The sequence below is a fragment of the Enterobacter sp. PL_is514 genome, assembly GCF_055816715.1.
This window is the reverse complement of record NZ_JBVPGN010000028.1, coordinates 150,631-173,265: the sequence shown is the minus strand read 5'-3', so window position 1 is coordinate 173,265 and position 22,635 is coordinate 150,631. Positions and strand designations below refer to the sequence as shown.

At 49.6% G+C, this 22,635-nt stretch carries 20 protein-coding genes; all 20 read right to left on the bottom strand.

What is annotated here, in order from left to right; genetic code table 11:
- Positions 1-47 precede the first annotated feature (47 nt).
- The 20 genes from AC0TNG_RS07025 to fcl all read right to left on the bottom strand — a co-directional run bounded on the left by AC0TNG_RS07025 (position 48) and on the right by fcl (position 22,634).
- Positions 48-1,136, bottom strand: coding sequence for a glycosyltransferase (locus AC0TNG_RS07025; protein ID WP_473713354.1), 1,089 nt, complete (start codon positions 1,134-1,136; stop codon positions 48-50).
- The gene (locus AC0TNG_RS07020; RefSeq protein WP_473713353.1) at positions 1,133-1,918 is read right to left on the bottom strand and encodes a glycosyltransferase family A protein; all 786 of its coding nucleotides are present in this window, start codon (positions 1,916-1,918) and stop codon (positions 1,133-1,135) included. The genes AC0TNG_RS07025 and AC0TNG_RS07020 overlap by 4 nt, the downstream gene beginning before the upstream one ends.
- A complete protein-coding gene (locus AC0TNG_RS07015) occupies positions 1,915-2,868 on the bottom strand; it encodes a glycosyltransferase family 2 protein (protein WP_473713352.1) in 954 nt (317 codons plus the stop codon). Before AC0TNG_RS07015 ends, AC0TNG_RS07020 begins: the two co-directional genes overlap by 4 nt.
- Positions 2,832-4,013: an O-antigen polymerase gene (locus AC0TNG_RS07010; RefSeq protein WP_473713351.1), complete on the bottom strand. Its 1,182-nt coding sequence runs from the start codon at positions 4,011-4,013 to the stop codon at positions 2,832-2,834. Before AC0TNG_RS07010 ends, AC0TNG_RS07015 begins: the two co-directional genes overlap by 37 nt.
- Before the next feature lie 50 nt (positions 4,014-4,063).
- Complete coding sequence (locus AC0TNG_RS07005; RefSeq protein WP_473713350.1) at positions 4,064-5,308, bottom strand: flippase; 1,245 nt, start codon at positions 5,306-5,308, stop codon at positions 4,064-4,066.
- Positions 5,305-5,862, bottom strand: coding sequence for a dTDP-4-dehydrorhamnose 3,5-epimerase (rfbC, locus tag AC0TNG_RS07000; protein ID WP_473713349.1), 558 nt, complete (start codon positions 5,860-5,862; stop codon positions 5,305-5,307). Before rfbC ends, AC0TNG_RS07005 begins: the two co-directional genes overlap by 4 nt.
- Before the next feature lie 3 nt (positions 5,863-5,865).
- Positions 5,866-6,744 carry a glucose-1-phosphate thymidylyltransferase RfbA gene (gene rfbA, locus AC0TNG_RS06995; RefSeq protein ID WP_473713348.1) on the bottom strand — a complete coding sequence of 293 codons (879 nt, stop codon included), beginning with the start codon at positions 6,742-6,744 and terminating at the stop codon, positions 5,866-5,868.
- A 45-nt stretch (positions 6,745-6,789) separates the two neighbouring features.
- Entirely contained in the window at positions 6,790-7,692 is a 903-nt protein-coding gene (gene rfbD / locus AC0TNG_RS06990) for a dTDP-4-dehydrorhamnose reductase (protein ID WP_473713347.1), read from the bottom strand.
- Positions 7,692-8,777: a dTDP-glucose 4,6-dehydratase gene (rfbB, locus tag AC0TNG_RS06985; protein WP_473713346.1), complete on the bottom strand. Its 1,086-nt coding sequence runs from the start codon at positions 8,775-8,777 to the stop codon at positions 7,692-7,694. The genes rfbD and rfbB overlap by 1 nt, the downstream gene beginning before the upstream one ends.
- A gap of 354 nt (positions 8,778-9,131) precedes the next feature.
- Positions 9,132-10,028 carry a GalU regulator GalF gene (gene galF / locus AC0TNG_RS06980; RefSeq protein ID WP_032646468.1) on the bottom strand — a complete coding sequence of 299 codons (897 nt, stop codon included), beginning with the start codon at positions 10,026-10,028 and terminating at the stop codon, positions 9,132-9,134.
- Between the two features lie 176 nt (positions 10,029-10,204).
- On the bottom strand, positions 10,205-11,596 hold the full coding sequence (gene wcaM, locus AC0TNG_RS06975; RefSeq protein ID WP_024908093.1) for a colanic acid biosynthesis protein WcaM: 1,392 nt from the start codon (positions 11,594-11,596) through the stop codon (positions 10,205-10,207).
- A 12-nt stretch (positions 11,597-11,608) separates the two neighbouring features.
- Entirely contained in the window at positions 11,609-12,829 is a 1,221-nt protein-coding gene (gene wcaL / locus AC0TNG_RS06970) for a colanic acid biosynthesis glycosyltransferase WcaL (RefSeq protein ID WP_032646470.1), read from the bottom strand.
- Positions 12,826-14,106, bottom strand: coding sequence for a colanic acid biosynthesis pyruvyl transferase WcaK (gene wcaK / locus AC0TNG_RS06965; RefSeq protein ID WP_473713345.1), 1,281 nt, complete (start codon positions 14,104-14,106; stop codon positions 12,826-12,828). The genes wcaL and wcaK overlap by 4 nt, the downstream gene beginning before the upstream one ends.
- 17 nt (positions 14,107-14,123) lie before the next feature.
- On the bottom strand, positions 14,124-15,602 hold the full coding sequence (gene wzxC, locus AC0TNG_RS06960; protein WP_024908096.1) for a colanic acid undecaprenyl disphosphate flippase WzxC: 1,479 nt from the start codon (positions 15,600-15,602) through the stop codon (positions 14,124-14,126).
- Position 15,603: 1 nt separating this feature from the next.
- Entirely contained in the window at positions 15,604-16,998 is a 1,395-nt protein-coding gene (gene wcaJ, locus AC0TNG_RS06955; protein WP_032646472.1) for an undecaprenyl-phosphate glucose phosphotransferase, read from the bottom strand.
- Between the two features lie 46 nt (positions 16,999-17,044).
- Positions 17,045-18,415, bottom strand: a complete 1,371-nt coding sequence (gene cpsG / locus AC0TNG_RS06950; protein WP_148769850.1) for a colanic acid biosynthesis phosphomannomutase CpsG — start codon at positions 18,413-18,415, stop codon at positions 17,045-17,047.
- A gap of 111 nt (positions 18,416-18,526) precedes the next feature.
- On the bottom strand, positions 18,527-19,963 hold the full coding sequence (gene cpsB, locus AC0TNG_RS06945; RefSeq protein WP_024908099.1) for a mannose-1-phosphate guanyltransferase: 1,437 nt from the start codon (positions 19,961-19,963) through the stop codon (positions 18,527-18,529).
- A gap of 3 nt (positions 19,964-19,966) precedes the next feature.
- The gene (wcaI, locus tag AC0TNG_RS06940) at positions 19,967-21,190 is read right to left on the bottom strand and encodes a colanic acid biosynthesis fucosyltransferase WcaI (protein WP_290093373.1); all 1,224 of its coding nucleotides are present in this window, start codon (positions 21,188-21,190) and stop codon (positions 19,967-19,969) included.
- On the bottom strand, positions 21,187-21,666 hold the full coding sequence (locus AC0TNG_RS06935; RefSeq protein ID WP_024908101.1) for a GDP-mannose mannosyl hydrolase: 480 nt from the start codon (positions 21,664-21,666) through the stop codon (positions 21,187-21,189). The genes wcaI and AC0TNG_RS06935 overlap by 4 nt, the downstream gene beginning before the upstream one ends.
- Positions 21,667-21,668: 2 nt before the next feature.
- The gene (gene fcl / locus AC0TNG_RS06930; RefSeq protein ID WP_024908102.1) at positions 21,669-22,634 is read right to left on the bottom strand and encodes a GDP-L-fucose synthase; all 966 of its coding nucleotides are present in this window, start codon (positions 22,632-22,634) and stop codon (positions 21,669-21,671) included.
- Between the last annotated feature and the right edge of the window lies 1 nt (position 22,635).

The following is a 22,635-nucleotide window of genomic DNA, read 5'->3' as shown; positions in this document are numbered from 1 at the left end:
ATAGATAACGTCAGCTTTTGAAAATAATTAGATAAAACACGAAAATATTATTTTTTCTCGTAAAGTGATAACCATTGGCGCGTAATAACGGGGAGAGAAAAATTTTCCTGAATGTACAAGCGATTCCTTTGAGATATAGATTGTTTCTGATCAGAAGATAAACTCAATGCAAGTGATATTTTTTGAGATAATTGATGAGCATTTTTGATTGGAACAATAAATTCATTAGATCCCATGACTTCATTTACTCCTCCTGAGTCAGTCGCCACAACAATTCTTCCGCAAGCCATAGCTTCAGCCACTACTAACCCAAACCCTTCCCATTCTGATGATAAGACAAAAGTATCACAAGCCGATAACCATTCACATACATTCTGCTGGATACCTAACCAATAAATGTTTTCTAAAATACCTAATTCTTGCGCCAATTGCATCAGTTCTTTTTTTAATGGCCCATCACCTATAACTGCTAATTTCACATTATTTTGCTTTGAAACTACCTTAGAAAATGCAACTAATAAATTTGGGTAATCCTTTGCATAAGTTAATCGCCCTATTGCCATTAATAAATTAGTATTGTTATCTATTTGCAAACATTCACGTAAAGCAAACCTATTTTGAGCCGAAAATTTAAACTTATCGGTATCAATACCATTATACATACATATAATGCGCTTTCTGCTTACAGCTCTTAATTTTATAAAAGCCAGTACTCCTTCTTGACTAACATTAGTAGTCACATCAGCCAAAGAATCAGTTAGGCGATAAGCCAACATACGCACTCGTCCACCTTCATTTGTATTATGTATAGTAGAAATCAAACGTGGAATAGATGTTGTGAGCCTTAATAAACGAGTGAAAATATTAGCATGAACCATGTGGCTATGTACCACATCAGGCTTTATTTTTTTTATAAGTTTTCGACATTTTAAATAAGCCTTTATAAAACCAGGGATCGTCTTAACCATATTGAGTGTATATACTTTTACTTTTTGATCCGGGCCTACCTCTTTAATGTTTACCAGTGAAATTATGCTTACGTCATGATCCAGATTTGATAGAGAGTTAGCAAGATTACATACTTGGGTCTCTGCCCCTCCCATTCCCAAGCCAGTAATTATCATAACAATTTTCATTTCAATTTCTCATAAACTATGCATTGAAAAAATCTAATTAGCATTTTTAATTTTTTGATAATTTTTTTTTCTCTACGAAACTGATCCGCATAATACACCCTAAAACTATACGGGTACTTTTGTAGCTGTCTTTTGAAATTTTTAGTCAAACCATCATCAAGAAATTCTGCCAGATAGATTATCTTATCTGAATAAAATCTAATTTTTGCTTCATCAGTAATTTTATTCCATATAAATAATTCAGGGACAAATCTTTCGCCTTTATAGAATGGGAATGGATATCGTAAAAGACTCTCCTTTTTAAAACAATACGCTAAGTCTGCCTTGAAAAGATTGCCGGCTTCTGTTGCTCCAAGATAGACAATTGGGTTCTTTAATTTTGTTACCAATCCCAAAAGATTCCCATCGAAAGTTGCTTTTCGAAATCCAACACCAGAGAAAGGTATTTTTTCATTCTCCGCTTCCTGAATTGCTTGTTCAAGCAATTTTATCGCATCGGAGGATAAAGCATCGTCACTGTCTACTATGAGAATATAATCAAACTGACATAATGGAACCCCGGTATTAATCGCCATGGGTTTCCCTTTATTTTCCTGAAAAATATATTTAATGATTATTTTTCTTTCTGCAATAAATTCACTAACCAATTTTTCGGTATCATCAACACTGCCATCATCAATGATAATCCATTCAAAATTAGTACAATTTTGAGAACACAAAGAATCATACAATCTTTGTAATGTATGATATCTATTAAAAGTTGGTGTTAACACCGAAATCATGAGTCAAATTTCCTTCTCAAAATGAATTTAATAAACAATTTAATGGCACTATTGTTTAATGTAAATCTTCCTTCAATCAAAAATTTCAATTGCAATATTCTACTTTGAGAACGACAAAATTTGATATATTTATTGAACACGTCTTTATTTTTTTGTTTTAACTCATCACCGTAAAGTTCAAAAAAAGATTCCTTTACATTAAAGTGTTTTCGAGATAGTAAATAATTAACACCCGAAGTTAACTTACTAAAGCGACCATCATTGAACTTTTTCATGCCAGTTACTGCTTTTGAGTGCTGACGATACAGCATGAGCTTTTTTGGTAAAAAATGAACCTCACCAAAAGCATGGGCTGCTAAGCTAGTAATATCATCATGGAGGTAAATCATACCTTTATAATCAGATAAAAATTTTACCATCGCCTGATTAAACATTATAGAGCAACCTTGATACCCCCCGTTAAAAAATAAGAAACCGGCGAGATCCTTTGCATGGTTATGCGATATACCGGTAAAATCAATCTCACCAGTTTCATCAAAAAAAGCATATCCATCAGCATAAACTATAGATGGTTGATTAGAGATATTAACTCCGCATTCGTCCGAATACTTTACCATTTCACTAATTTTATTCTCTAGCCAAATATCATCCTGATCACAGTAAATTGTATAATCAGAACGTGAATATTTAACAATTGAAAGAAAATTCCTTCCTGGACCAAGCCCCTTAATTTCATCCTCCACCAAGTGGATACGATGGTCAATGCTTTGTAACCTTTTTATAATCTCAACGGTATTATCTGAAGAGCCATCATCACGAATATAAAGCATCCAGTCCTTGTATTTTTGTTGCTGCAATGAAAGGATCTGATTCTCAATATATGCACTACCGTTATATGTCGCCATTAAAATGGTTACTGTTTCATTTCGCATCTGACCGTAAACCGCCATAATATAAATACACAAATTATCAATTTCATGTTTCCAGCGAAATTGGTTATTAATGTCTCAGCAAAGAATGAGGTAAAAATCCCAACAGCAAGAACTGAATAGATAAGCAGTGCTACTGGATTACCTTGTTTTGCAAAAAAATAAACTAATGAATATATTATCCCATAAAAAATCGCGCCAAAAGCAACACCATATAAAGAATAATCCTGATAAAAAGGTTGCATAACAGTGAATACATTTGTCGGAACAGGTACATTCACATACTCCAGGATGGTTTTTACTGGTTCGGTTGAAGACAACCCTAATTTATATAGCAGTGCAAATATAAATCTAAATGTATATTCACCCGCGCCGTTATTATTATTTAAATCAGCGAGTTGACCCAATGCTAAAAGTGGAGAGTATATGTAAAGTCCCAAAACGGAACTCACTGTTGCATTATCATTACTGGACATTCTTATAAAGTGCAGAAAAAGAATTGCGACAGCTATTAGTGGTACGATAAGAAGTAATTTTTTTTTATTCAATCCAATAGTCATTTCACGAATTATCAAAAAAATCAAAATTGGCGTTATAACTGCAAACTTGCCCATAGTGCCAAAACAAAACAGCAACATCCATAATAATATCGAGTATTTATTTTTCTTGTTAGTTTCTGACAAACAAACTATTGCGAATATTGCTATCATAATAGGATATACAGCCGTCAACACTGTAAATTTCGCTCCTTCATAGTCATCAACTACATTTGCAAGGCGAAGATTTAAAAAAAAAGAGGAAGGACCACCTTTTCCTACATTATAAATTTCCAGCATGGAATACAAAGACACAGGAATTATAATTAGCCAATAGCGGCCACATATATACCTCTTATTCCGATAATTAGTTATACCTCTCTGATTAAGAAGAGTCAATTCACCTACAAATAAAATAAAATAAACGATCATGTACCAAATAAGCAAGGCGTAAAAGCTTATTTCAGGGAGTTCATTAAATTCATCATATGCGAAAAAACCTACTATGCTTACCAGAAACCATGCAAACGAATGAAGTGTTAATGGTGAAGTTATATTGGCTTTTAAAATAAAAAGCGAAACAAGTAATCCTAAAGAACAAAGGGCTGTAAGTACAGAAATATATATCATTCTTTAGTCGTTCCTCCATCGCTTACGATCATTAAAATCTAATGCTTTCATTACTTATCAATCCGACCATCACAAAATGATAAAAGTATATAGTCTACTGTTACCCTTATTGTCCAAGCAAAAGCAGCACCAGTGATTCCATAATATTTAATAAAGTAAAAAAGCATAATCAAATAAGGAATTAATTCCATTAAATGTATGCATGCTGTAATTTTGGCATAACCACGAGATTGAATGCTTGCAAAAGGTACTTGGGCAAGAGAATTGAAAATAAAACCGATAAGAAGAATAGACAAAATTGTAGATGGAGCACCGGAGAAGTTAGGGCCCATCCACATAACCATAAACTTATCACCAAATAATATACCTAAAAGTAATATTGGTAACGTTACAAGTAAGAGAATTAAAGAAACAATTTTTTTATTCTTTTTTCTATCGTGGACATTTGTGGAGGAACTTAATCGAGGAAAAATTGCTCTTGCAAAAGCACCGGGAATAATACCTAACCTCGCTATTATTTCTGATGGTGCAGTATAAAAACCAACAACGGCAGACCCTAACTGATTAGAAACTATGAAACGGTCAAAATATGCCATTAACGGACTAATGACATTGCTGACTGTTATCCAACCACCAAACATAAGTAAACGTTTTAATGTTAAAGCACTAAAGTGTAAGAAAGAATTAATTATTATTTTTTTGCATAAATAGAAAGCAATCATCAAACACAGCAACCTTGAAAACACTAACCCCCAAATTGCTGATTCTAGGCTTCGGGAAAAATAAATGAAAACCACAGGTAACAATGAAAGTAAAGTTCCTGTAATAGATTTATAAATATTCAATATCCCAAAGCGTTCTTCTCCTTCAAGCACTGCCAACCATATTTGTGTAATCAGAAATAATGGTATAGACACAGCTAATATTTTCATTGAATTGACAACATGCCAATGCATTTCTTGACTAACTTTAAGTGCGTTTGTTATAACATCACTAAATACATATATTATTGCTGAAGCAATTAGCCCCATTATTATTACCAATAATGAAGATGTGAATATTATCCTTTTTTTTTCTTCATAGTCTTCGCGGAAAAGTGAAACCTCTCGTATCACAGCTCGTGATAAACCCACATCAAAAATACTTGCATAACCTACTATCGCCAAAGCCAGAGTAAAAATACCAAATGTTTCTGCACCCAGTACTCTTCCTAATATGCCAAGTGCGGGAATCGTAATCACTGCTGGGACAATATATCCAGCAATATTCCACACGCTATTTCTAATTATACTCATTCAAATAGCTCATTATCTGAAATAGTTACTAACTCTGGAGCTGATTCATCCTTTGATGATAACGTCAAAATATCACTATAAAGCCAATTGATATTGAGTTGTGGATCATCGTAGCGCACACTTCGTTCTGATTGAGAGTGATAATAATTTGTAGTTTTGTATACAAACTCAGCCAAATCGCTTAATACGACAAAACCATGTGCGAATCCTTCAGGAATCCAAAGCTGGCGCTTATTTTCTGCAGATAAATTAACTCCAACCCAGTGGCCAAACGTTTTAGAAGATTTTCGAATGTCAACCGCTACATCGTATACCTCTCCTACAATACAACGTACCAACTTTCCTTGTGCATATGGATTAAGTTGATAATGCAGTCCCCGAAGTACACCTTTCGATGATTTCGAATGGTTGTCCTGCACAAAGTCAACTTTACGCCCAACAGCCTTTTCAAATATTTTCTGACTAAAGCTCTCGAAGAAAAAACCGCGCTCATCACCAAAAACTTTTGGTTCAAAAATCAATACATCAGAAATATCAGTCTCGATGACTTTCATTTTTTAATAACCTTTGATCATTTTTAGTAGATACTGACCGTATGCATTTTTAGAAAGTGGTGCTGCCAGTTTTTTTACCTGGTCAGCTTCAATAAAGCCTTTACGGAAAGCAATCTCTTCTGGACAAGACACCTTGAGTCCCTGACGTTCTTCAATGGTTGCGATAAAATTGCTTGCTTCGATCAAACTTTGATGAGTTCCAGTATCGAGCCATGCATATCCGCGCCCCATCATCGCAACAGACAGACGTCCCTGCTCCAGGTAAATACGGTTGATATCCGTAATTTCCAACTCACCGCGAGCAGAAGGTTTAAGATTTTTTGCAATTTCTACAACATCGTTATCGTAGAAATAAAGACCTGTAACGGCATAATTACTCTTTGGCTCAAGCGGCTTTTCTTCCAGACTGATAGCCGTACCGTTTTTATCAAACTCAACCACGCCATAACGTTCAGGATCGTTAACGTGGTAGGCAAACACTGTCGCACCGTCGCCCTTGCCAACTGCAGCTTCCAGCTGTTTTGGCAGGTCATGTCCGTAGAAAATATTGTCACCCAGCACCAAAGCGCAGCTGTCATCGCCGATAAACTCTTCACCGATGATAAATGCCTGTGCAAGGCCATCTGGACTTGGCTGTACTTTATATTGCAGATTCAGTCCCCACTGGCTGCCATCACCCAGCAATTGTTCAAAACGTGGTGTATCTTGTGGAGTGCTGATAATAAGAATATCTTTTATCCCTGCCAGCATGAGTGTTGACAGCGGATAGTAGATCATTGGTTTGTCATAAATTGGCAGTAGTTGTTTACTCACCGCCATGGTCACAGGGTACAGACGAGTGCCAGAACCACCGGCCAGAATAATACCTTTACGCGTAGCCATCATTTTTCTCTATAAAAACCAAATGCCCATATAAGGGCATTTATCTCATAAAATTGATTGAGTCATAAAAAGCTCAGTGAGCATCCGTTTTACGCCAATATCCCAGGAAGGCAGTACAAGACCAAAATTCGCCTGAAACTTCTCTGTGTTCAAGCGTGAATTATGCGGTCGACGGGCAGGAGTTGGGTAAGCCGATGTTGGAACAGCATTGAGTTTTTCAATAGCCAACTCAACACCCGCTTTTCTGGCCTCATCAAACACCAAGGCCGCATAGTCATACCAGGTTGTCGTATTCGACGCGACCAGATGGTAGAGACCAGCAACTTCAGGCTTCATCATTGCGACACGAATAGCATGCGCTGTACAGTCTGCTAACAACTCAGCGCCCGTTGGGGCACCAAATTGATCGTTGATTACGGAGAGTTCCTGACGCTCTTTTGCGAGCCGCAACATCGTCTTAGCGAAATTGTTGCCCTTCCCCGCATATACCCAACTGGTACGGAAAATAAGATGCTTAGGACAATGCGCCTGTAATGCCTTTTCACCTTCAAGCTTTGTCTCACCGTATACATTCAGCGGAGCAGTCAAATCCGTTTCACGCCATGGCTTTACACCGTCACCGGGGAATACATAGTCGGTAGAGTAGTGAATAACCCATGCGTCTATTTTTGCGGCTTCTTTGGCTATCGCTTCAACGCTTGTTGCGTTGAGGAGTCTGGCAAAATCCGGCTCAGACTCAGCCTTATCTACGGCCGTATGCGCTGCGGCATTAACGATAACGTCAGGTCTAATTGTACGAACAGTTTCCGCAATTCCTTCAGGATTGCTAAAGTCTCCGCAATACTCTTTAGAATGCACATCGACCGCTATTAAGTTACCTAGTGGGGCAAGCGCACGCTGGAGTTCCCACCCCACCTGCCCTGTTTTACCGAACAGAAGAATATTCATTATGAACGTTCCCCGTAGTTCTGTTCGATCCAACTTTTATAAGCACCGCTTTTCACGTTGTTAACCCAGTTCTGATTGCTCAGATACCATTCCACCGTCTTGCGAATTCCGCTTTCGAACGTCTCCTCAGGCTTCCAGCCCAGCTCAACGCCAATTTTATGCGCATCAATCGCGTAGCGGCGGTCATGACCCGGACGGTCAGCTACATACGTAATCTGATCTCTATATGACCCCTCTTTAGGCACTATCTCATCAAGCAGATCGCAAATCGTATGCACTACGTCCAGGTTCTGCTTCTCGTTATGTCCGCCAATATTGTACGTTTCCCCAGGTTTCCCTTGAGTGACAACGGTGTAGAGTGCACGCGCATGATCTTCTACATACAACCAGTCACGAATCTGGTCACCCTTCCCGTAAATAGGCAGTGCTTTACCGTCCAGCGCATTCAGGATAACCAGAGGGATCAGTTTTTCCGGGAAATGGTACGGGCCGTAGTTATTCGAACAGTTGGTGACAATAGTCGGGAAACCGTAGGTACGCAGCCAGGCACGCACGAGATGGTCACTGGAGGCTTTCGACGCTGAATACGGGCTGCTTGGTGCATACGCGGTAGTTTCAGTGAAGAGTGGCAGCTCAGTTGATGCCGGATGCTCATCCGGATGCGGTAAATCACCATACACTTCGTCGGTAGAGATGTGATGGAAACGAAACGCTTTCTTCGCCTGCTCATCCAACGTTGACCAGTATGCACGAGCAGATTCCAGAAGCACGTAAGTGCCGACGATATTCGTTTCGATAAACGCTGCCGGGCCAGTAATGGAACGATCAACGTGACTTTCAGCGGCCAGGTGCATCACTGCGTCAGGCTTATGCTTTGCGAAAATGCGATCCATCGCGTCTTTGTCGCAAATATCGGCATGCTCAAAAACATAGCGGTCACTGTCGCTGACTTCACTAAGCGACTCAAGGTTGCCGGCATAGGTCAGCTTGTCCACGTTGACGACGTCGTCCTGGGTATTTTTAACAATATGTCGTACAACCGCTGAGCCGATAAAGCCGGCCCCGCCCGTCACAAGAATTTTCACGTTATCTGTTCCGTCTAGTGTATATGTCTGGATACTGGCGCTCTGAAAACTGAGAATTTATAACCAGTTTCAGAAATTGAGCACGCTACCGCCCCTGGCTTAACAGCTACCAGTGCACTGAGCGATGTTTGATTAAATGATTTTTCTTGTCTGGATACAGACAAAAAACTGGCGTTAATTGTCGTCCTAAACGACCTCAGAAACAAGCACAAATCGCTACAAAGCGGTCCAGATTTATATTAGATAACTTCATGTAATCGTTTAATTTATAACAAAAAACGGCAGTCATCATTTTGGTTAGAAATCAACACACCAAAATAATGACTGCCGCTTGTTCAAATCGTGGCAGGAATATCAGTCGTTTGCCAGCAATTTCTCAATCCGGTTTCTGAACTTCGCCCCTTCCTTCAGGTTGCGCAGCCCATAGTTCACGAACGCCTGCATATAGCCCATTTTCTTACCGCAGTCATAGCTGTCGCCGGTCATCAGCATCGCGTCAACAGACTGTTTTTTCGCCAGTTCGGCAATCGCGTCGGTCAACTGAATACGGTCCCAGGCGCCTGGCTCGGTTTTTTCCAGTTCCGCCCAGATGTCGGCGTTCAGAACATAGCGACCAACCGCCATCAGGTCTGAGTCCAGCGTCTGTGGCTGATCCGGTTTTTCGATGAACTCAACGATGCGGCTCACCTGCCCTTCCGTCTCCAGCGGCTCTTTCGTCTGAATTACGGAATACTCAGAGAGATCGCCTTTCATGCGTTTCGCCAGCACCTGGCTACGACCCGTTTCATTGAAACGAGCCACCATTGCCGCCAGGTTGTAACGCAGCGGATCGGCAGAAGCGGTATCGATAATAATGTCCGGAAGAACAACGATAAACGGATTGTCGCCCACAACCGGACGGGCACACAAAATAGAGTGACCCAAGCCCAGCGGCTGCGCCTGACGCACGTTCATGATGGTCACGCCAGGCGGACAAATAGACTGTACTTCCGCCAGCAGCTGACGTTTGACGCGCTGCTCCAGCAACGCTTCGAGTTCGTAAGAGGTGTCGAAGTGGTTTTCTACCGCATTCTTAGAGGAGTGCGTAACCAGTACGATTTCTTTGATCCCTGCAGCAACAATCTCGTCAACAATGTATTGAATCATTGGCTTGTCGACGATCGGCAGCATCTCTTTAGGAATGGCTTTTGTGGCTGGCAGCATATGCATGCCCAGGCCTGCTACCGGAATGACTGCTTTCAAATTAATCATTATTTCTTCCACCTTAAAATGGTTGACGAATTATAGCTCTTAAACCTGTTTTCGCCAGCATGATTTGCCGTAATCCAGAGGCAATGTTACGCCTTCGCATCACCAATTTCTGTAGTTGTACTCTGATTCGATCACGTTTTTATGCCAGGAATAGTCTCAAAACTGACGATTGTCTATTATCTGTGCGGAAGCGCAAAATTCAGCCTTTCCACATTCACCACCTGCTGGTCGACGCGGTCAATATCCACCGAGCTTTGCCCCTTCTCATTAACGGCTTTTATGTTCGCCAGCGACAGCAGCGTCTCGTCTTTCGCCATAAATTTACCCCGCACATCCTTGCGCAGGTCGAAGTTGATCTTCAGGGCGGGCCCCACAGCAGCTTCCTGCATCACATTGATGTTGCGTAAAAAAAGATGTTGCGGCTTGTTGTGCAGTTCAAGCGTAGCACGCTGCATATCCACGTTGGTTATCGCCACAAACGAGGTCGCGTTACCGGATGAAATCTGTATTCCGCGCAACTTATAGGCAAGCTGGCGGTTATCTAGGTGAATATTGTTGAGCTTGAAGTTCTGCGGGATGGACAAATAATCGCCTTTTATCACCCCATAGCCAATTAACATTCCGGCACTGTTCACCATATCGACATTATCAATAATGAAATTATCACAGCCATAAATGGCCACCGTGGCGTTGTCTATTCCCGCCTTTTTACTGAAGTCGGGAGTAATATTTTTGGCCTTAATATTGCGGATAACAAAATGTTTGCCGTTTTCAACGTGCACCAGCTGGCGACAGTTGCTGCCGGTAATGTTGGCCACCACGAAGTTCTTGACGGTTTGCTTCTCCGGATAGTCATTATCGTAGGTGCTGCCGGCGAGGCCAATGCCGATGCCCCAGTTGATCTTGCCGTTGGTGCAGTTGATGTTGTCGATGACATGATCGGAGATCAGGATATTGCGATCGTTGATGGCGACGTTCCACTCGATCGCATCGCCCTGCAGGTGACTAAATTTGCTGTTGGTGATGCGCGCTCCGTCCACCTGGTTATGGAAACCCTGACGCAGGATGGCGTAGTTGGCCTGACTCACGCTGATGTTATCAATCAGCAAATTGCGCATCACGCTGGGTTTCTTGCCGCCGATGTAGATCTGCGTCACCGGGCCAAACCCGCTCATGGCCAGCCCTTTGATAACGCAGTCAGAGCCGCGAACGTCGAGCGTAATGTTCTCCGTGCGGCCCGCTCCTTCACCTATCACTTTGCTGCCTTCCTGCAGAACAAAGCGGCCGCGCCCGTTACCGGTTAGCGCCCCGCGGATCAGCAGCGTTTTACCGTCAGGAATGAAAATGCCCGTATTGATGTTTTCGCAGGTGAGCCCGGCAGGGACCACAACCGTGTCGCCATCAGTAAATGCCTGCTTAAAGGCGGCGATCCAGTCGTTGTTATTGTACTGATTAACAGAGACCGTTTTTCCAGCAGCCGCTCGCGCAATGCGTGACGACAGCAGCGGCGTGGCCGCCAGAACGGACAGAGAAGAGACAAAGGTGCGTCGGGTAATCTTTTTCAGCATACATCCTCGGCGTTACAACGTTTGCAGCAGGCTCGCTAACTGGCGATTAATCACCTGCTGGTTAAAATCGGTTTCAACTTTTTGCCGTGCATTATGAAGCACGGGCTCCAGCGTCTGCTGGTCGATGTCGCTGAAGGCAGCTAATCGGTCCGCAAGGGCTATCGCGTTATTCTCCGGCACCAGCCAGCCGGAATGGTCAGACTTAATCAGCTCCGGGATCCCGCTGTGCAGGGTCGATACCACAGGAATACCTACGGCCATCGCCTCCATCAGCGCCACCGGAATGCCTTCCATATCGCCATCGGCGCCCGTCACCGAGGGCAGCAGAAACACATCCGCCTCGTCGAGCATGGCCTTGACCTCGTGGCTCGGCTTGAAGCCGGGCATCTCTACGACATCTTCCAGCTGATACTGTTCGATAAGCGTGCGCAGACGACGCTCCCACGGCCCAATCCCGAGAATGCGGTAGTGGAAATCCACCCCGCGCGCTTTCAGCTGGCGGCAGGCTTCAATCGCCACATGCAGCCCTTTCTTCTCGGTCAGACGCGCGACGGAGATGATCTGCAGCGGTGTTCCCGGCACCTTTACAGGACGACGCGTGAAGCGCGTTAAATCCACGCCCATACGCGAAACGGCAATTTTCTCTCCCGGACAGCCCATGTTTTTCAGCCGTCCGGCCCACAGGTCGCTGATCGGCAGCATCATGTCGCCGCGTCGGAAAAGCTGCTGATACTCCGGGGTGTAGTGGTTCAGCACTTCACGGCTGGAGATGTCGATACCGTGGAAGATGGTCGCAATTTTACCGTCAATCACCCCCAGTTCACGCAGCTTCGCGGCGGTGACGCCCGCCGGGCCAAAGTGGGCAATAAACACGTCGGCACGATACGGCTGCGCCGTTTGCCCGCAGATGGCCGACAGGATCAGATTGCGTGACTCAGCCCCATAGCGGGAAACATTCAGCGCCCGCCACGTCGACGCGCGGTGGATCCCGCGTAAGGTCTGGCTGGCCCGGTGGCGCAGCTTGCTCAGCTTCCCGGACGGCTCATCCTGCAGCCAGCGGGTTTTCGCCTCCAGCCCATACTGGGTATACGCCGCATGGGTGTTTTGGGTATCGCCCTTTTGCAGGGCGATAATCTCCACGTCATATCCCATATCGATAAACGCGGTGATTTGGTTCAGAACAAAGGTTTCGGACGACAGCGGAAATTTCAGTAAGAAGAAACCAACCTTCATTTCCCCTCCCGTACGCGCTCGAGTACCGATTTCACCATCCCAATGCCCTTCTCGCGCTCGGCTTTCACCGCCACCGCCAGACGTTCATTGATAGCAGGCAGTTGGCCGAGCGTGTCCCCCACCATCGCCCCGAGCGATCCGTCCAGCAGATGACGAATATCCACCGCCATTTCCGGCATACCGAGCTGCTGCATAATCCCGGCGGACTTGTGCTCATAGTTAATGGCAATGGCCGGCGTGCCGAAGTTCATGGAGATAATGGCGGAGTGCAGACGGGTGCCCACCGTCAGGTCGCAGGCGGAGAGCAGCTTGCCCATCTCCAGGTCGTTCAGTTCATCCATCACCACGTGATAGCGGGACGGATCGTTCACAAGATTGCGCAGGTTCAGCGCCACCATACGGTCGTCTTTGTTGTAACTGTCGATACCGGTGCAGGTTGAGAGCGCCAGCACCTGGTAACCGCTGTCCAGCACGCGGTTCACCACGTCGGCGAAAGCTTTCTCATACGCCGCCTGCGTTGTGCCTAAACGTTTATCAAAAGGCGCCAGCTCGCGCAGGGTAATCGCGACGGTTTTCTGTTTCGCCGTAACGTCGAGCCAGTGCTGCACCGCGTAGCTCGGCTGGAAGCTGTCGTCCTGGTGATCCACCAGCCAGGCGGTGTCCACGCCGTGCTCAACTTTCGACGTGTCAATTTCGCTGCGCTTCATCATGTCGAGGCTGACCGACTCGCGCAGGATCAGCGCGTCGCAGTGGCCAAACACATAGTTCGCCAGCTGGTTAAACTGCGGATCCTGGAATGGCCCGACGCTGTGGCCAATCATAAACAGCGGTTTTTTCGCCATAAACGTACAAAGCGCATGCTCAAACTGCGGCACGCCGTAGAGATCGACGAAGAACGAACCGCCGACCTGGATAATCGCGTCATAGCCGGACAGCAGGCGAACAAAGTCGGTAAAGCCCTGCGCGATAGCGATGTTGCGCAGCTTGCCGGTATCGGTCACACGGGAAAGCAGCACCTGGTGCTGATAGCGACGACGCAGCACTTTCTTCACGCGGCCCATCACGCCCGCGGCGTTGTTATGCTGTTTCATCTGGCTGTAGAGCGGGTCGCCCATCACCGGGCGGTTCAGTAACCAGGATGAGCTGACCGGATAACGGCTCATCACGTCCACTTCGGTCTCAGGCTTAAGGGTGTTAATTGCATCCAGTAAACCGCGCAGGATGGCGCTGTCGCCACGGTTGCCGCAGGTGTGGTTGCCAAGAATTAATAATTTCATAATGGCCTCTTAAATAACTAGCCTGCGCGAAGCAGCGTTTTCATTTTTTCGTTACGGCAAAACTGGCGCTTCATCTCTACCACCAGCGCATTGCGAGAAAGTACGATCATCACGACGAAGGCCAGCGCCCCCGCGGCAACCTGCACCGCCAGCAGCGCGGCCAGCGGCAGATGGCCGCTGAGGATAATGCCCAGGCCGTAGCTCACCGCCAGGGTTGGCAATGAGAGATAGAACGGCAGCCACAGGCTCAGGATGTACTGACGGTAGCTGGAACCCAGCACCGGCTTGATCATGATGAAGTAGCTCAGAACGGTATTGACGATCTGCACCAGCAGGAAGCCCAGCGTCACGCCGATGGCGCCGGCCATATGCCCGCCGACGATAATCGCCGGAATAAACAGGAAGGTTTTGAACACGTTGAACTTAAAGCTGATGTCCACGCGCGCTTTTGCCATCAGCAGGGACCCAATTGGATTCCCCACGGAGCGCAACAGCCCTACCACGCACAGCAGCTGCAGGATCGGAATGATGCCGTTCCACTTTTCACCAAACACCAGCGGCACGAAGTTGCTGGACACCACCATCAGCCCCAGCAGCACCGGGAAGTTAATAATCCCCACCACGGAAAGCAGCTTGTAGAAGTTGACGCGCAGCTTCTCGGTGTCGTCCTGAATCTTGGCAAACGCCGGGAACAGGACGCGGGTGATAATCGGGTTCAGCTTCATCGGCGGCACCACCGCGACGTTGTAGGCCAGGTTGTAGCCCCCCGCCACGCTCGCGCCAAGAATACGCGCCAGCACCAGCGTCGACAGGTTGGTATTCACATAGTTGATGATGCTGTCCGCCGTCAGCCACGCGCCAAAGCGCAGGTTGGACGAGACGGACGCCAGCGAGAAATGCAGCCCCGGACGGTAGATCTTGCGGCCAAAGTAGCCGAACAGCAGCGTACGGACGGCAGAGTTAACCAGGTATCCCAGAATAGCGGTCATCGCCAGCGGCCAGAAATGGGCGCTCACCACGGTGAAGGTAAAGCCCGCCAGAACGGCGCTGGTCTCAATCATGCCGATCTTGTTGAACTCCAGCTCTTTCTGCATCAGCGCGCGAAACTGCTGTCCGTGCGGGATCACCACGAAAGCAAACGACAGCGTGCGCATCAGCGGAGCGAGATCCGGGTTGTGCAGCACGCTGGCGATGGTATCGCTCAGCAGGAACACCAGCACAAACACGAAAATCCCCAGCCCCACGTTCAGCCAGTAGAGCGTGGTCAGCTCCAGATGGCTAATCTCTTTGCGCTGGATAATCGAGTTGGCGATACCAAAATCAGACAGCGTATCGGCCAGCGCGATAATCACCAGCGAGACGGTCAGCAGGCCGAACTGGTGATTATCAATAATGCGCGCCAGCACGGTCATCTGCACCAGACCGAGGCCAATGATGACGATGGTCGCCATCGCTGACCACTTCGCCCCGCTGATGGTTTTTTCACGTAAGCTCATCTTAGTACGCCGCTTTGTTCACGAAACCTTTGAAGATGGTCAGAAAAACGATCTTGATATCGAACCAGATACTCCATTCGCGGATGTACTCCAGATCGAATTCGATACGTTTTTCCATTTTTTCCAGCGTGTCGGTTTCGCCGCGCCAGCCGTTGATCTGCGCCCAACCGGTGATGCCCGGCTTCACCTTATGGCGCAGCATGTAGCCCTCAATCAGCGAGCGATACTGCTCGTTGTGCGCCACCGCGTGCGGACGCGGGCCAACAATCGACATGCCGCCGGTAAAGACGTTGATAAACTGCGGCAGTTCATCCAGCGAGGTGCGACGCAGGAAGTTCCCCACGCGGGTGACGCGCGGATCGTTCTGCGTTGCCTGGGTCACCACCTTGTCGTTTTCCATCACCTTCATGGAGCGGAATTTCCACACCATAATCGGCTTACCGTCCATACCGTAGCGGGTCTGGCGGAAGATAACCGGGCCGGGAGAGCTCAGCTTCACCGCCAGCGCAATGCAGCACAGAACAGGCGAAATCAGCAGCAGGATCAGTGAAGAGAGCACGATATCTTCCACGCGCTTCAGCACGCGGTTAATGCCCGACAGCGGCGTGTCGTATAGCGGTACCACCGGCACGCCGTTCACCTCTTCAATACGGGAGTGAAGAATGTTGAAGGTAAACACGTCCGGGATCAGGATCACGGAGCAGGTGGTGTCCGCCAGCTCGCGCATCAGTTGCTTAATGCGGGATTCGTCTCTCATCTGCATGGCAATGTAGACGTTGTGAATTTTGCCGGCTTTCGCGTCTTCAATAAGCTGGTCGTAATTACCCGCCCAGTCCGCAGGGACGCCGCCCGGCTTCGCGTCGTGATAGATCCCCACCACTTCAAAACCTAACCACGGCTCTTTGCGGAAGCTGTCGAGCAGTACCTTCCCGACCGGCAGATCGCCCGCCACGGCAACGAAGCGACGGTTATAACCCCGGTTACGCAGCCAGCCCGCACCAAAGCGGATCAGGGAACGGCACACCACCATGCCGACGCTGGTTAACAGATACCAGCAGAGATAGGTGACGAGGCGATTGTCAAAATCATGGCTGAACGCCACCAGTCCTGCGCTGAATATCAGGCTAAGGGTCCAGTTCTGCAGCAGCAGCATCAGTTCGGTAGTCATTTTGACGCCGCGCCACGAGCGGTAGAAATCGGTCATTCCGCCGATCATTTGAAACACGACCAGCGCAATCAGGGCCATCAGCAGATGCATATATAAGAACGGCAGCCCGCTGATCCGACACACCGCCCACAATCCACCGACCATGATGGTGATATCAGAAAAACGCTGCACCATAGAGATTAACGATGCATTCGTTCTCGCTCGTTCGCGTTTTTTTAGATTCGTCATCGTTGTTCCTGTATTCGGTTCCCCCTCCCACCGGGAGGGGCAATTATTACTGATTCAACAGCGCCAGAATGTCCTTCGTTCGGGCTTCCATCAGCGCCGTATCAGCACGGGACTCCACGTTCAGGCGCACCACCGGCTCGGTGTTGGACGAGCGCAGGTTAAAGCGCCACTGCGGGAACGCCATGCTGATGCCGTCCGTACGGTCAATTTCCAGCGCGTGAAGCGCAAAGTGCTGCTCCACGCGGGCAATGGCCTCGGCCGGCTGCGCCAGCTTGCTGTTGATCTCCCCGCTCGCCGGGAACGCCGCCATGCGGTCGCGCACCAGCTCGCCCAGCGTCTGCCCCTTCAGGCACAGCAGCTCGGTGACCAGCAGCCACGGGATCATCCCGCTGTCGCAGTAGGCAAAATCACGGAAGTAGTGGTGGGCGCTCATCTCGCCGCCGTAAATGGCGTCTTCTTCGCGCATGCGCTCTTTGATGAAGGCGTGGCCGGTTTTGGACATCACCGGCGTGCCGCCTGCCGCTGACACCACGTCGACGGTATTCCATGACAGGCGCGGGTCATGAATGATTTTCGCGCCCGGGTTTTTCTCAAGGAACGCTTCCGCCAGCAGGCCGACAATGTAGTAGCCCTCGATGAACTGCCCTTTCTCGTCGAACAGGAAGCAGCGGTCGAAATCACCGTCAAAGGCGATACCCATGTCCGCACCGTGCTCAATCACCGCGTTGCGGGTGTCGTCGCGGCACTCCGGCAGCAGCGGGTTAGGAATACCGTTCGGGAAGTTGCCGTCCGGGGTGTTATGCACTTTGACGAAGGTCACTGGCACGTTCAGTGCCTTAAAGCGCGCTTCCAGCGCATCCACCACCGGGCCAGCTGCGCCGTTACCGGAGTTGATCACCAGCTTCAGCGGCTTGAGGTTCGCCACGTTGATGTAGCCGAGCAGGTGGTCAATGTACTCTTTCTGCAGGTTGATTTTTTTGTAGCTGCCGCGCTTCGCCTCGTTCACCGGCGGGAAGTCATTGGCTTCCGCCAGACGCTGCACGTCGCGCAGGCCGGTGTCGCCGCTGATAGGGCGTGCGCCCTTGCGCACCAGCTTCATGCCGTTGTAGTCCATCGGGTTGTGGCTGGCCGTCACTTCGATACCGCCGTCCACGCCCAGGTGGAAGGTGGCAAAGTAAATCTCTTCGGTGCCGGAAAGACCGATGTCCAGCACGTCCACGCCCGCGTCCTGCAGCCCTTTCGCCAGGGCCAGCTTCAGGGATTCGCTGGTCAGACGCACGTCGCCGCCCAGCACGATGGTCTGCGGTTTTAAATATTCGCCGTACGCGCGGCCAATGCGCCACGCAATGTCTTCATTCAGCTCTTCGCCCAGCTTGCCGCGAATATCGTAGGCTTTAAAACAGGTTAATTTTTCCATGATGACCCCTTTTTCAGGCAACAGTCGGCCCTGACCACTAAATGGCCAAATTAATTTTTTTGTCATTCGTAGGCCCGGTAAGCGCAGCGCCACCGGGCATAATGCAGAGTGCTACACCCGCCCGTAGCGGTCCTGGAAGCGCACGATATCGTCCTCTTCCAGATACGAGCCGGAACGCACCTCAATTAAGTCGAGAGGAATTTTCCCCGGGTTCTCCAGACAGTGCGTCGCCCCCAGCGGAATATAAATGGACTCGTTTTCACCCAGCAGTTTGACTTCACCGTCGATAGTGACTTTGGCGGTACCCGCCACCACCACCCAGTGCTCGGCACGGTGATGGTGCATCTGTACCGACAGCCCCTCGCCCGGCTTCACGGTGATGCGTTTCACCTGATAGCGGTCACCGGAATCAATGGAGTCATATTTCCCCCACGGACGGTACACTTCGCGGTGAATATGGTGCTCGTGGCGACCATCCGCCTTAATCTTCTCCACCACTTTTTTAACGTCCTGCACGGCGTTACGGTCGGCAATCAGCACGGCGTCTTTGGTCTGGACAACCACCAGATCTTTCACCCCGACCGTGGTGACCAGGCCGGACTCGGCGTAGACGTAGCTATTTTCCGTTTTGTGGCTAATGACATCGCCGTGATGGACGTTACCCTCCGGGGTATGGGCGCTGATCTCCCACAGGGAGGACCAGGAGCCCACATCGCTCCAGCCCGCATCCATCGGCACCACAACGGCATCTGCCGTGCGCTCCATCACCGCGTAGTCAATGGACTCTTCCGGGCAGGCGAGGAACGCCTCTTCATCCACGCGGATGAAGTCGAGATCCGGGTCCACCACCGCCATCGCTTTCTCGCAGGCGTTCAGAATATCCGGGCGGTATTTGCGCAGCTCTTCCAGATAGCGTCCGGCGCGGAACAGGAACATCCCGCTGTTCCAGTAATACTCACCGCTGGCAACGTAGGCCTGCGCGGTTTCCAGATTCGGTTTTTCGACAAACTGCGCCACGTCAAACGCCACGCTGTCGCCTTCACCCGGCGCCACGCTGCCGCGACGGATGTAGCCGTAGCCGGTTTCCGGCAGATCCGGCACGATGCCGAAGGTCACCAGTTTGCCGCTTTCGGCGTAAGGAATGGCCGCACGGACCGCGTCGCGGAATGCGTCTTCCTGTTGGATAACGTGGTCTGCCGCCAGAACCAGCATCAGCGGGTCACAGTCCGGGCTGCTGCGTTTTGCCGCCAGCGCCGCCAGGGCGATCGCAGGCGCGGTGTTACGACCGGCAGGCTCCAGGATGATGTTTTCAGTAAGTTTGTTCAGCTGGCGCAGCTGCTCGGCAACAATAAAGCGGTGCTGTTCGTTACAAATTACCACCGGGCTTTCACACTCCACGCCGTGCAGACGGTTGACCGTCGTCTGCAGCATGGTGAGATCCCCTTTCAGACAGAGGAACTGTTTTGGATAGAGCACGCGGGACAGCGGCCACAACCGGCTACCAGAGCCACCAGCCATCACAACCGGATACAAAGTGGTTTGACTCATGATTTATCCCCGTATATCTGCAATAAATTGGCTCAGCACGTTCTCTTTCTCGAGCGTGCGTTCGGCATATTCACGTGCCACCGTGTTCACTTTTGGCATGGCAAGTGCCTGCTCAATTCCGGTGACCAGCGCCGGGACCGATTCCGGCTCCACGCACACGGCAATGCCCGGATAGCTGTCACACAGCTGGCCTAATTCTGTTTCGGCTTCTGCCGTAATCACCGCGTTGCCGCCCACTGCCAGAATGTTGGTCAGCTTGGACGGCAGCACCGCATCCGCGGCACCGCGTTTTTGCACCACCAGATGGCAGTCACCCATCTTCAGCAGCGCAGGCAGTGCCTCGTAAGACTGAAGCGGGAAAAATTTCACGTTGGTCAGGCCGCGTTCGCCGACCATTTTTTCCAGCCGCGCTTTTCCACCACCCTGCCCGACAATCACAAACGTCCACGGATGTTGGTTCAGCAGTTGGGCCGCTTCAATCACACTCTCCAGCCCCTGCTTTTCGCCGATGTTGCCTGAGTAAAGAATGATTTTTTGATCTTCAGGCAAACCAAGCTGCGCGCGCAGCGCCTGAGCGTCTTGCTCAGTCACGTCGCGAAAACGCGCCACTTCGGACCAGTTCGGGAAGAAGATCACCTTCTCCGCCGGGACGCCCTTCTCCTGCGCCTTGTTCATCATCGAGCGCGAAATCGTTGAGACGTAATCCACGTTGTGTAAACCACTGCGCTCAAACGCGCTGGCGAGCTTAGCCACCTTGCCGCCTTTGCCTTTGCCTGCCATCCCCAGGCCCAGCATGGCGTCAACTTCATAATCCTGAATGTGCAGCAGGGTGCGCGCGCCGGAGAGTTTGCCCAGCAGGCGCATGCCCGGCGTGCAAAACAGCGTTGGCACCACGCCGATGATGCGATCCGGCTTCCAGCGACGCTGTGCCATCAGCGGGAAGAAACTGCTCAGGGCAAAGCTGCCGAGATGAATCAACCGTTTCAGCGTCGAGGGCTGCTTAGGCACATACAGCGGGCAGCGCCAGACGGTCGCTGCACCCTCTTCGCGACGGTAGCGCCAGCTTGAGTAGCGCTCCCCGACTTTCCATTCCGGGTAGTACGGCGGCGCGGTAATGACCCGCACGTCATGTCCCTGGCTCGCCATCCACTCGACCATCTCGCCGGTGTACTTCCCGATGCCGGTTAGCTCCGGCGAGTAGTTGATTCCGTACACTAAAATTTTCATAAGCCCGGCACTCCGGACTGACGATCGGCCAGGAAATAGGCACGGCTGTTGTCGTGCACATTGTCGCTGGCCAGCAGCGCCTCTGGCGTCTGCCAGCGGTAGTCGTCATGCTGAGAATCAGGCAGACGCAGGTCTGCCTCACTCACCTTCAGGCGGAACCCCAGCACGATGTAGTGCGTGGTGAACCCGGTGCCCGAAAAGTTATCGTCATAGAAGTGCTGCCAGACCCCGTAAAACTGGCCCGCCGCCATCGGCAGCTGCAGGCCCAGTTCCGCCAGAGTGAGACGCTCAAACGCATCGCTCAGCGTCTCATCCTTCTGCACGCGCCCGCCGGGCACGAACCAGAAGCCCTGTGCAGGACGGTTGGTTCGTTTCCCCAGCAAGAACTCGCCGCGTTCGTTCTCCACGATCAAATCAATTGAGATGAGCGGAGTGGAACGCACTACCGTGGCAAAATCTTCCTGACTTAAAAACATCGTTACCCCCGGAAGCGGTGCTGGTTTTCCAGGAACCACTGGTAGGTACTGGCCAGTCCCTGCTCCAGTGACACCTCGTGATACCAGCCCAGCTGATGCAGACGGGTCACGTCCAGCAGCTTGCGCGGCGTACCGTCCGGCTTGGTGGCGTCAAACACCACGCGACCTTTGTAACCCACTACCTGCGCGATGGTTTGCGCCAGCTCGCGAATGGTGCAGTCCACGCCGGTACCGACGTTGATATGCGACAGCATCGGCTCTGTATTCTCCTGCCACACCTCGCGATCCAGCTCCATCACGTGAATGCTGGCGGCAGCCATGTCGTCCACGTGCAGGAATTCACGCATCGGCGTACCGCTGCCCCACACCACCACGTCCGGTGCGTTCTCGGCGGTCGCCTCGTGGAAGCGGCGCAGCAGCGCCGGGATCACGTGCGAGTTGCTCGGGTGGAAATTGTCGTGCGGTCCGTACAGGTTGGTCGGCATCACCGAACGATAGTCGCGGTTGTACTGACGGTTGTAGGACTCGCACAGCTTGATCCCGGCAATCTTGGCAATCGCGTACGGCTCGTTGGTTGCTTCCAGCGTGCCCTGCAGCAGCTCGCTTTCGGCGATCGGCTGCTTCGCCATTTTCGGGTAGATACAGGACGAGCCGAGGAACAACAGCTTGTTCACGTTGTGCAGATGCGCCGCGTGAATGATGTTGCTCTCGATCATCATGTTCTCGTAGATGAAATCCGCCGGGTAAGTGTTGTTGGCAACAATGCCGCCCACTTTCGCCGCCGCCAGATACACCTGGTCAATGCGTTCGTTAGCAAAGAAGTCCTGTACCGCACGGCTGTCGAGCAGGTTCAGCTCGTCGCGGGTGCGGACAATCACTTCTACGTCACCGCGCTGCTCGAGCTGGCGCACAATCGCGGAACCCACCATTCCGCGATGACCGGCGACAAAAATACGTTGTTTTGTCATT

Excerpts from the sequence above, each read along its gene's own strand:
- AC0TNG_RS07010 (WP_473713351.1), bottom strand. The coding sequence starts at position 4,013 with ATGATATATATTTCTGTACTTACAGCCCTTTGTTCTTTAGGATTACTT.
- cpsB (WP_024908099.1), bottom strand. The coding sequence starts at position 19,963 with ATGAGTCAAACCACTTTGTATCCGGTTGTGATGGCTGGTGGCTCTGGT.
- AC0TNG_RS07025 (WP_473713354.1), bottom strand. The coding sequence starts at position 1,136 with ATGAAAATTGTTATGATAATTACTGGCTTGGGAATGGGAGGGGCAGAG.
- rfbD (WP_473713347.1), bottom strand. The coding sequence starts at position 7,692 with ATGAATATTCTTCTGTTCGGTAAAACAGGGCAGGTGGGGTGGGAACTC.
- wcaJ (WP_032646472.1), bottom strand. The coding sequence starts at position 16,998 with ATGACGAATCTAAAAAAACGCGAACGAGCGAGAACGAATGCATCGTTA.
- AC0TNG_RS07005 (WP_473713350.1), bottom strand. The coding sequence starts at position 5,308 with ATGAGTATAATTAGAAATAGCGTGTGGAATATTGCTGGATATATTGTC.
- rfbA (WP_473713348.1), bottom strand. The coding sequence starts at position 6,744 with ATGGCTACGCGTAAAGGTATTATTCTGGCCGGTGGTTCTGGCACTCGT.
- fcl (WP_024908102.1), bottom strand. The coding sequence starts at position 22,634 with ATGACAAAACAACGTATTTTTGTCGCCGGTCATCGCGGAATGGTGGGT.
- wzxC (WP_024908096.1), bottom strand. The coding sequence starts at position 15,602 with ATGAGCTTACGTGAAAAAACCATCAGCGGGGCGAAGTGGTCAGCGATG.
- wcaI (WP_290093373.1), bottom strand. The coding sequence starts at position 21,190 with ATGAAAATTTTAGTGTACGGAATCAACTACTCGCCGGAGCTAACCGGC.
- rfbC (WP_473713349.1), bottom strand. The coding sequence starts at position 5,862 with ATGAAAGTCATCGAGACTGATATTTCTGATGTATTGATTTTTGAACCA.
- AC0TNG_RS06935 (WP_024908101.1), bottom strand. The coding sequence starts at position 21,666 with ATGTTTTTAAGTCAGGAAGATTTTGCCACGGTAGTGCGTTCCACTCCG.
- galF (WP_032646468.1), bottom strand. The coding sequence starts at position 10,028 with ATGATTAATTTGAAAGCAGTCATTCCGGTAGCAGGCCTGGGCATGCAT.
- AC0TNG_RS07020 (WP_473713353.1), bottom strand. The coding sequence starts at position 1,918 with ATGATTTCGGTGTTAACACCAACTTTTAATAGATATCATACATTACAA.
- wcaK (WP_473713345.1), bottom strand. The coding sequence starts at position 14,106 with ATGAAATTATTAATTCTTGGCAACCACACCTGCGGCAACCGTGGCGAC.
- wcaL (WP_032646470.1), bottom strand. The coding sequence starts at position 12,829 with ATGAAGGTTGGTTTCTTCTTACTGAAATTTCCGCTGTCGTCCGAAACC.
- cpsG (WP_148769850.1), bottom strand. The coding sequence starts at position 18,415 with ATGGAAAAATTAACCTGTTTTAAAGCCTACGATATTCGCGGCAAGCTG.
- wcaM (WP_024908093.1), bottom strand. The coding sequence starts at position 11,596 with ATGCTGAAAAAGATTACCCGACGCACCTTTGTCTCTTCTCTGTCCGTT.
- AC0TNG_RS07015 (WP_473713352.1), bottom strand. The coding sequence starts at position 2,868 with ATGGCGGTTTACGGTCAGATGCGAAATGAAACAGTAACCATTTTAATG.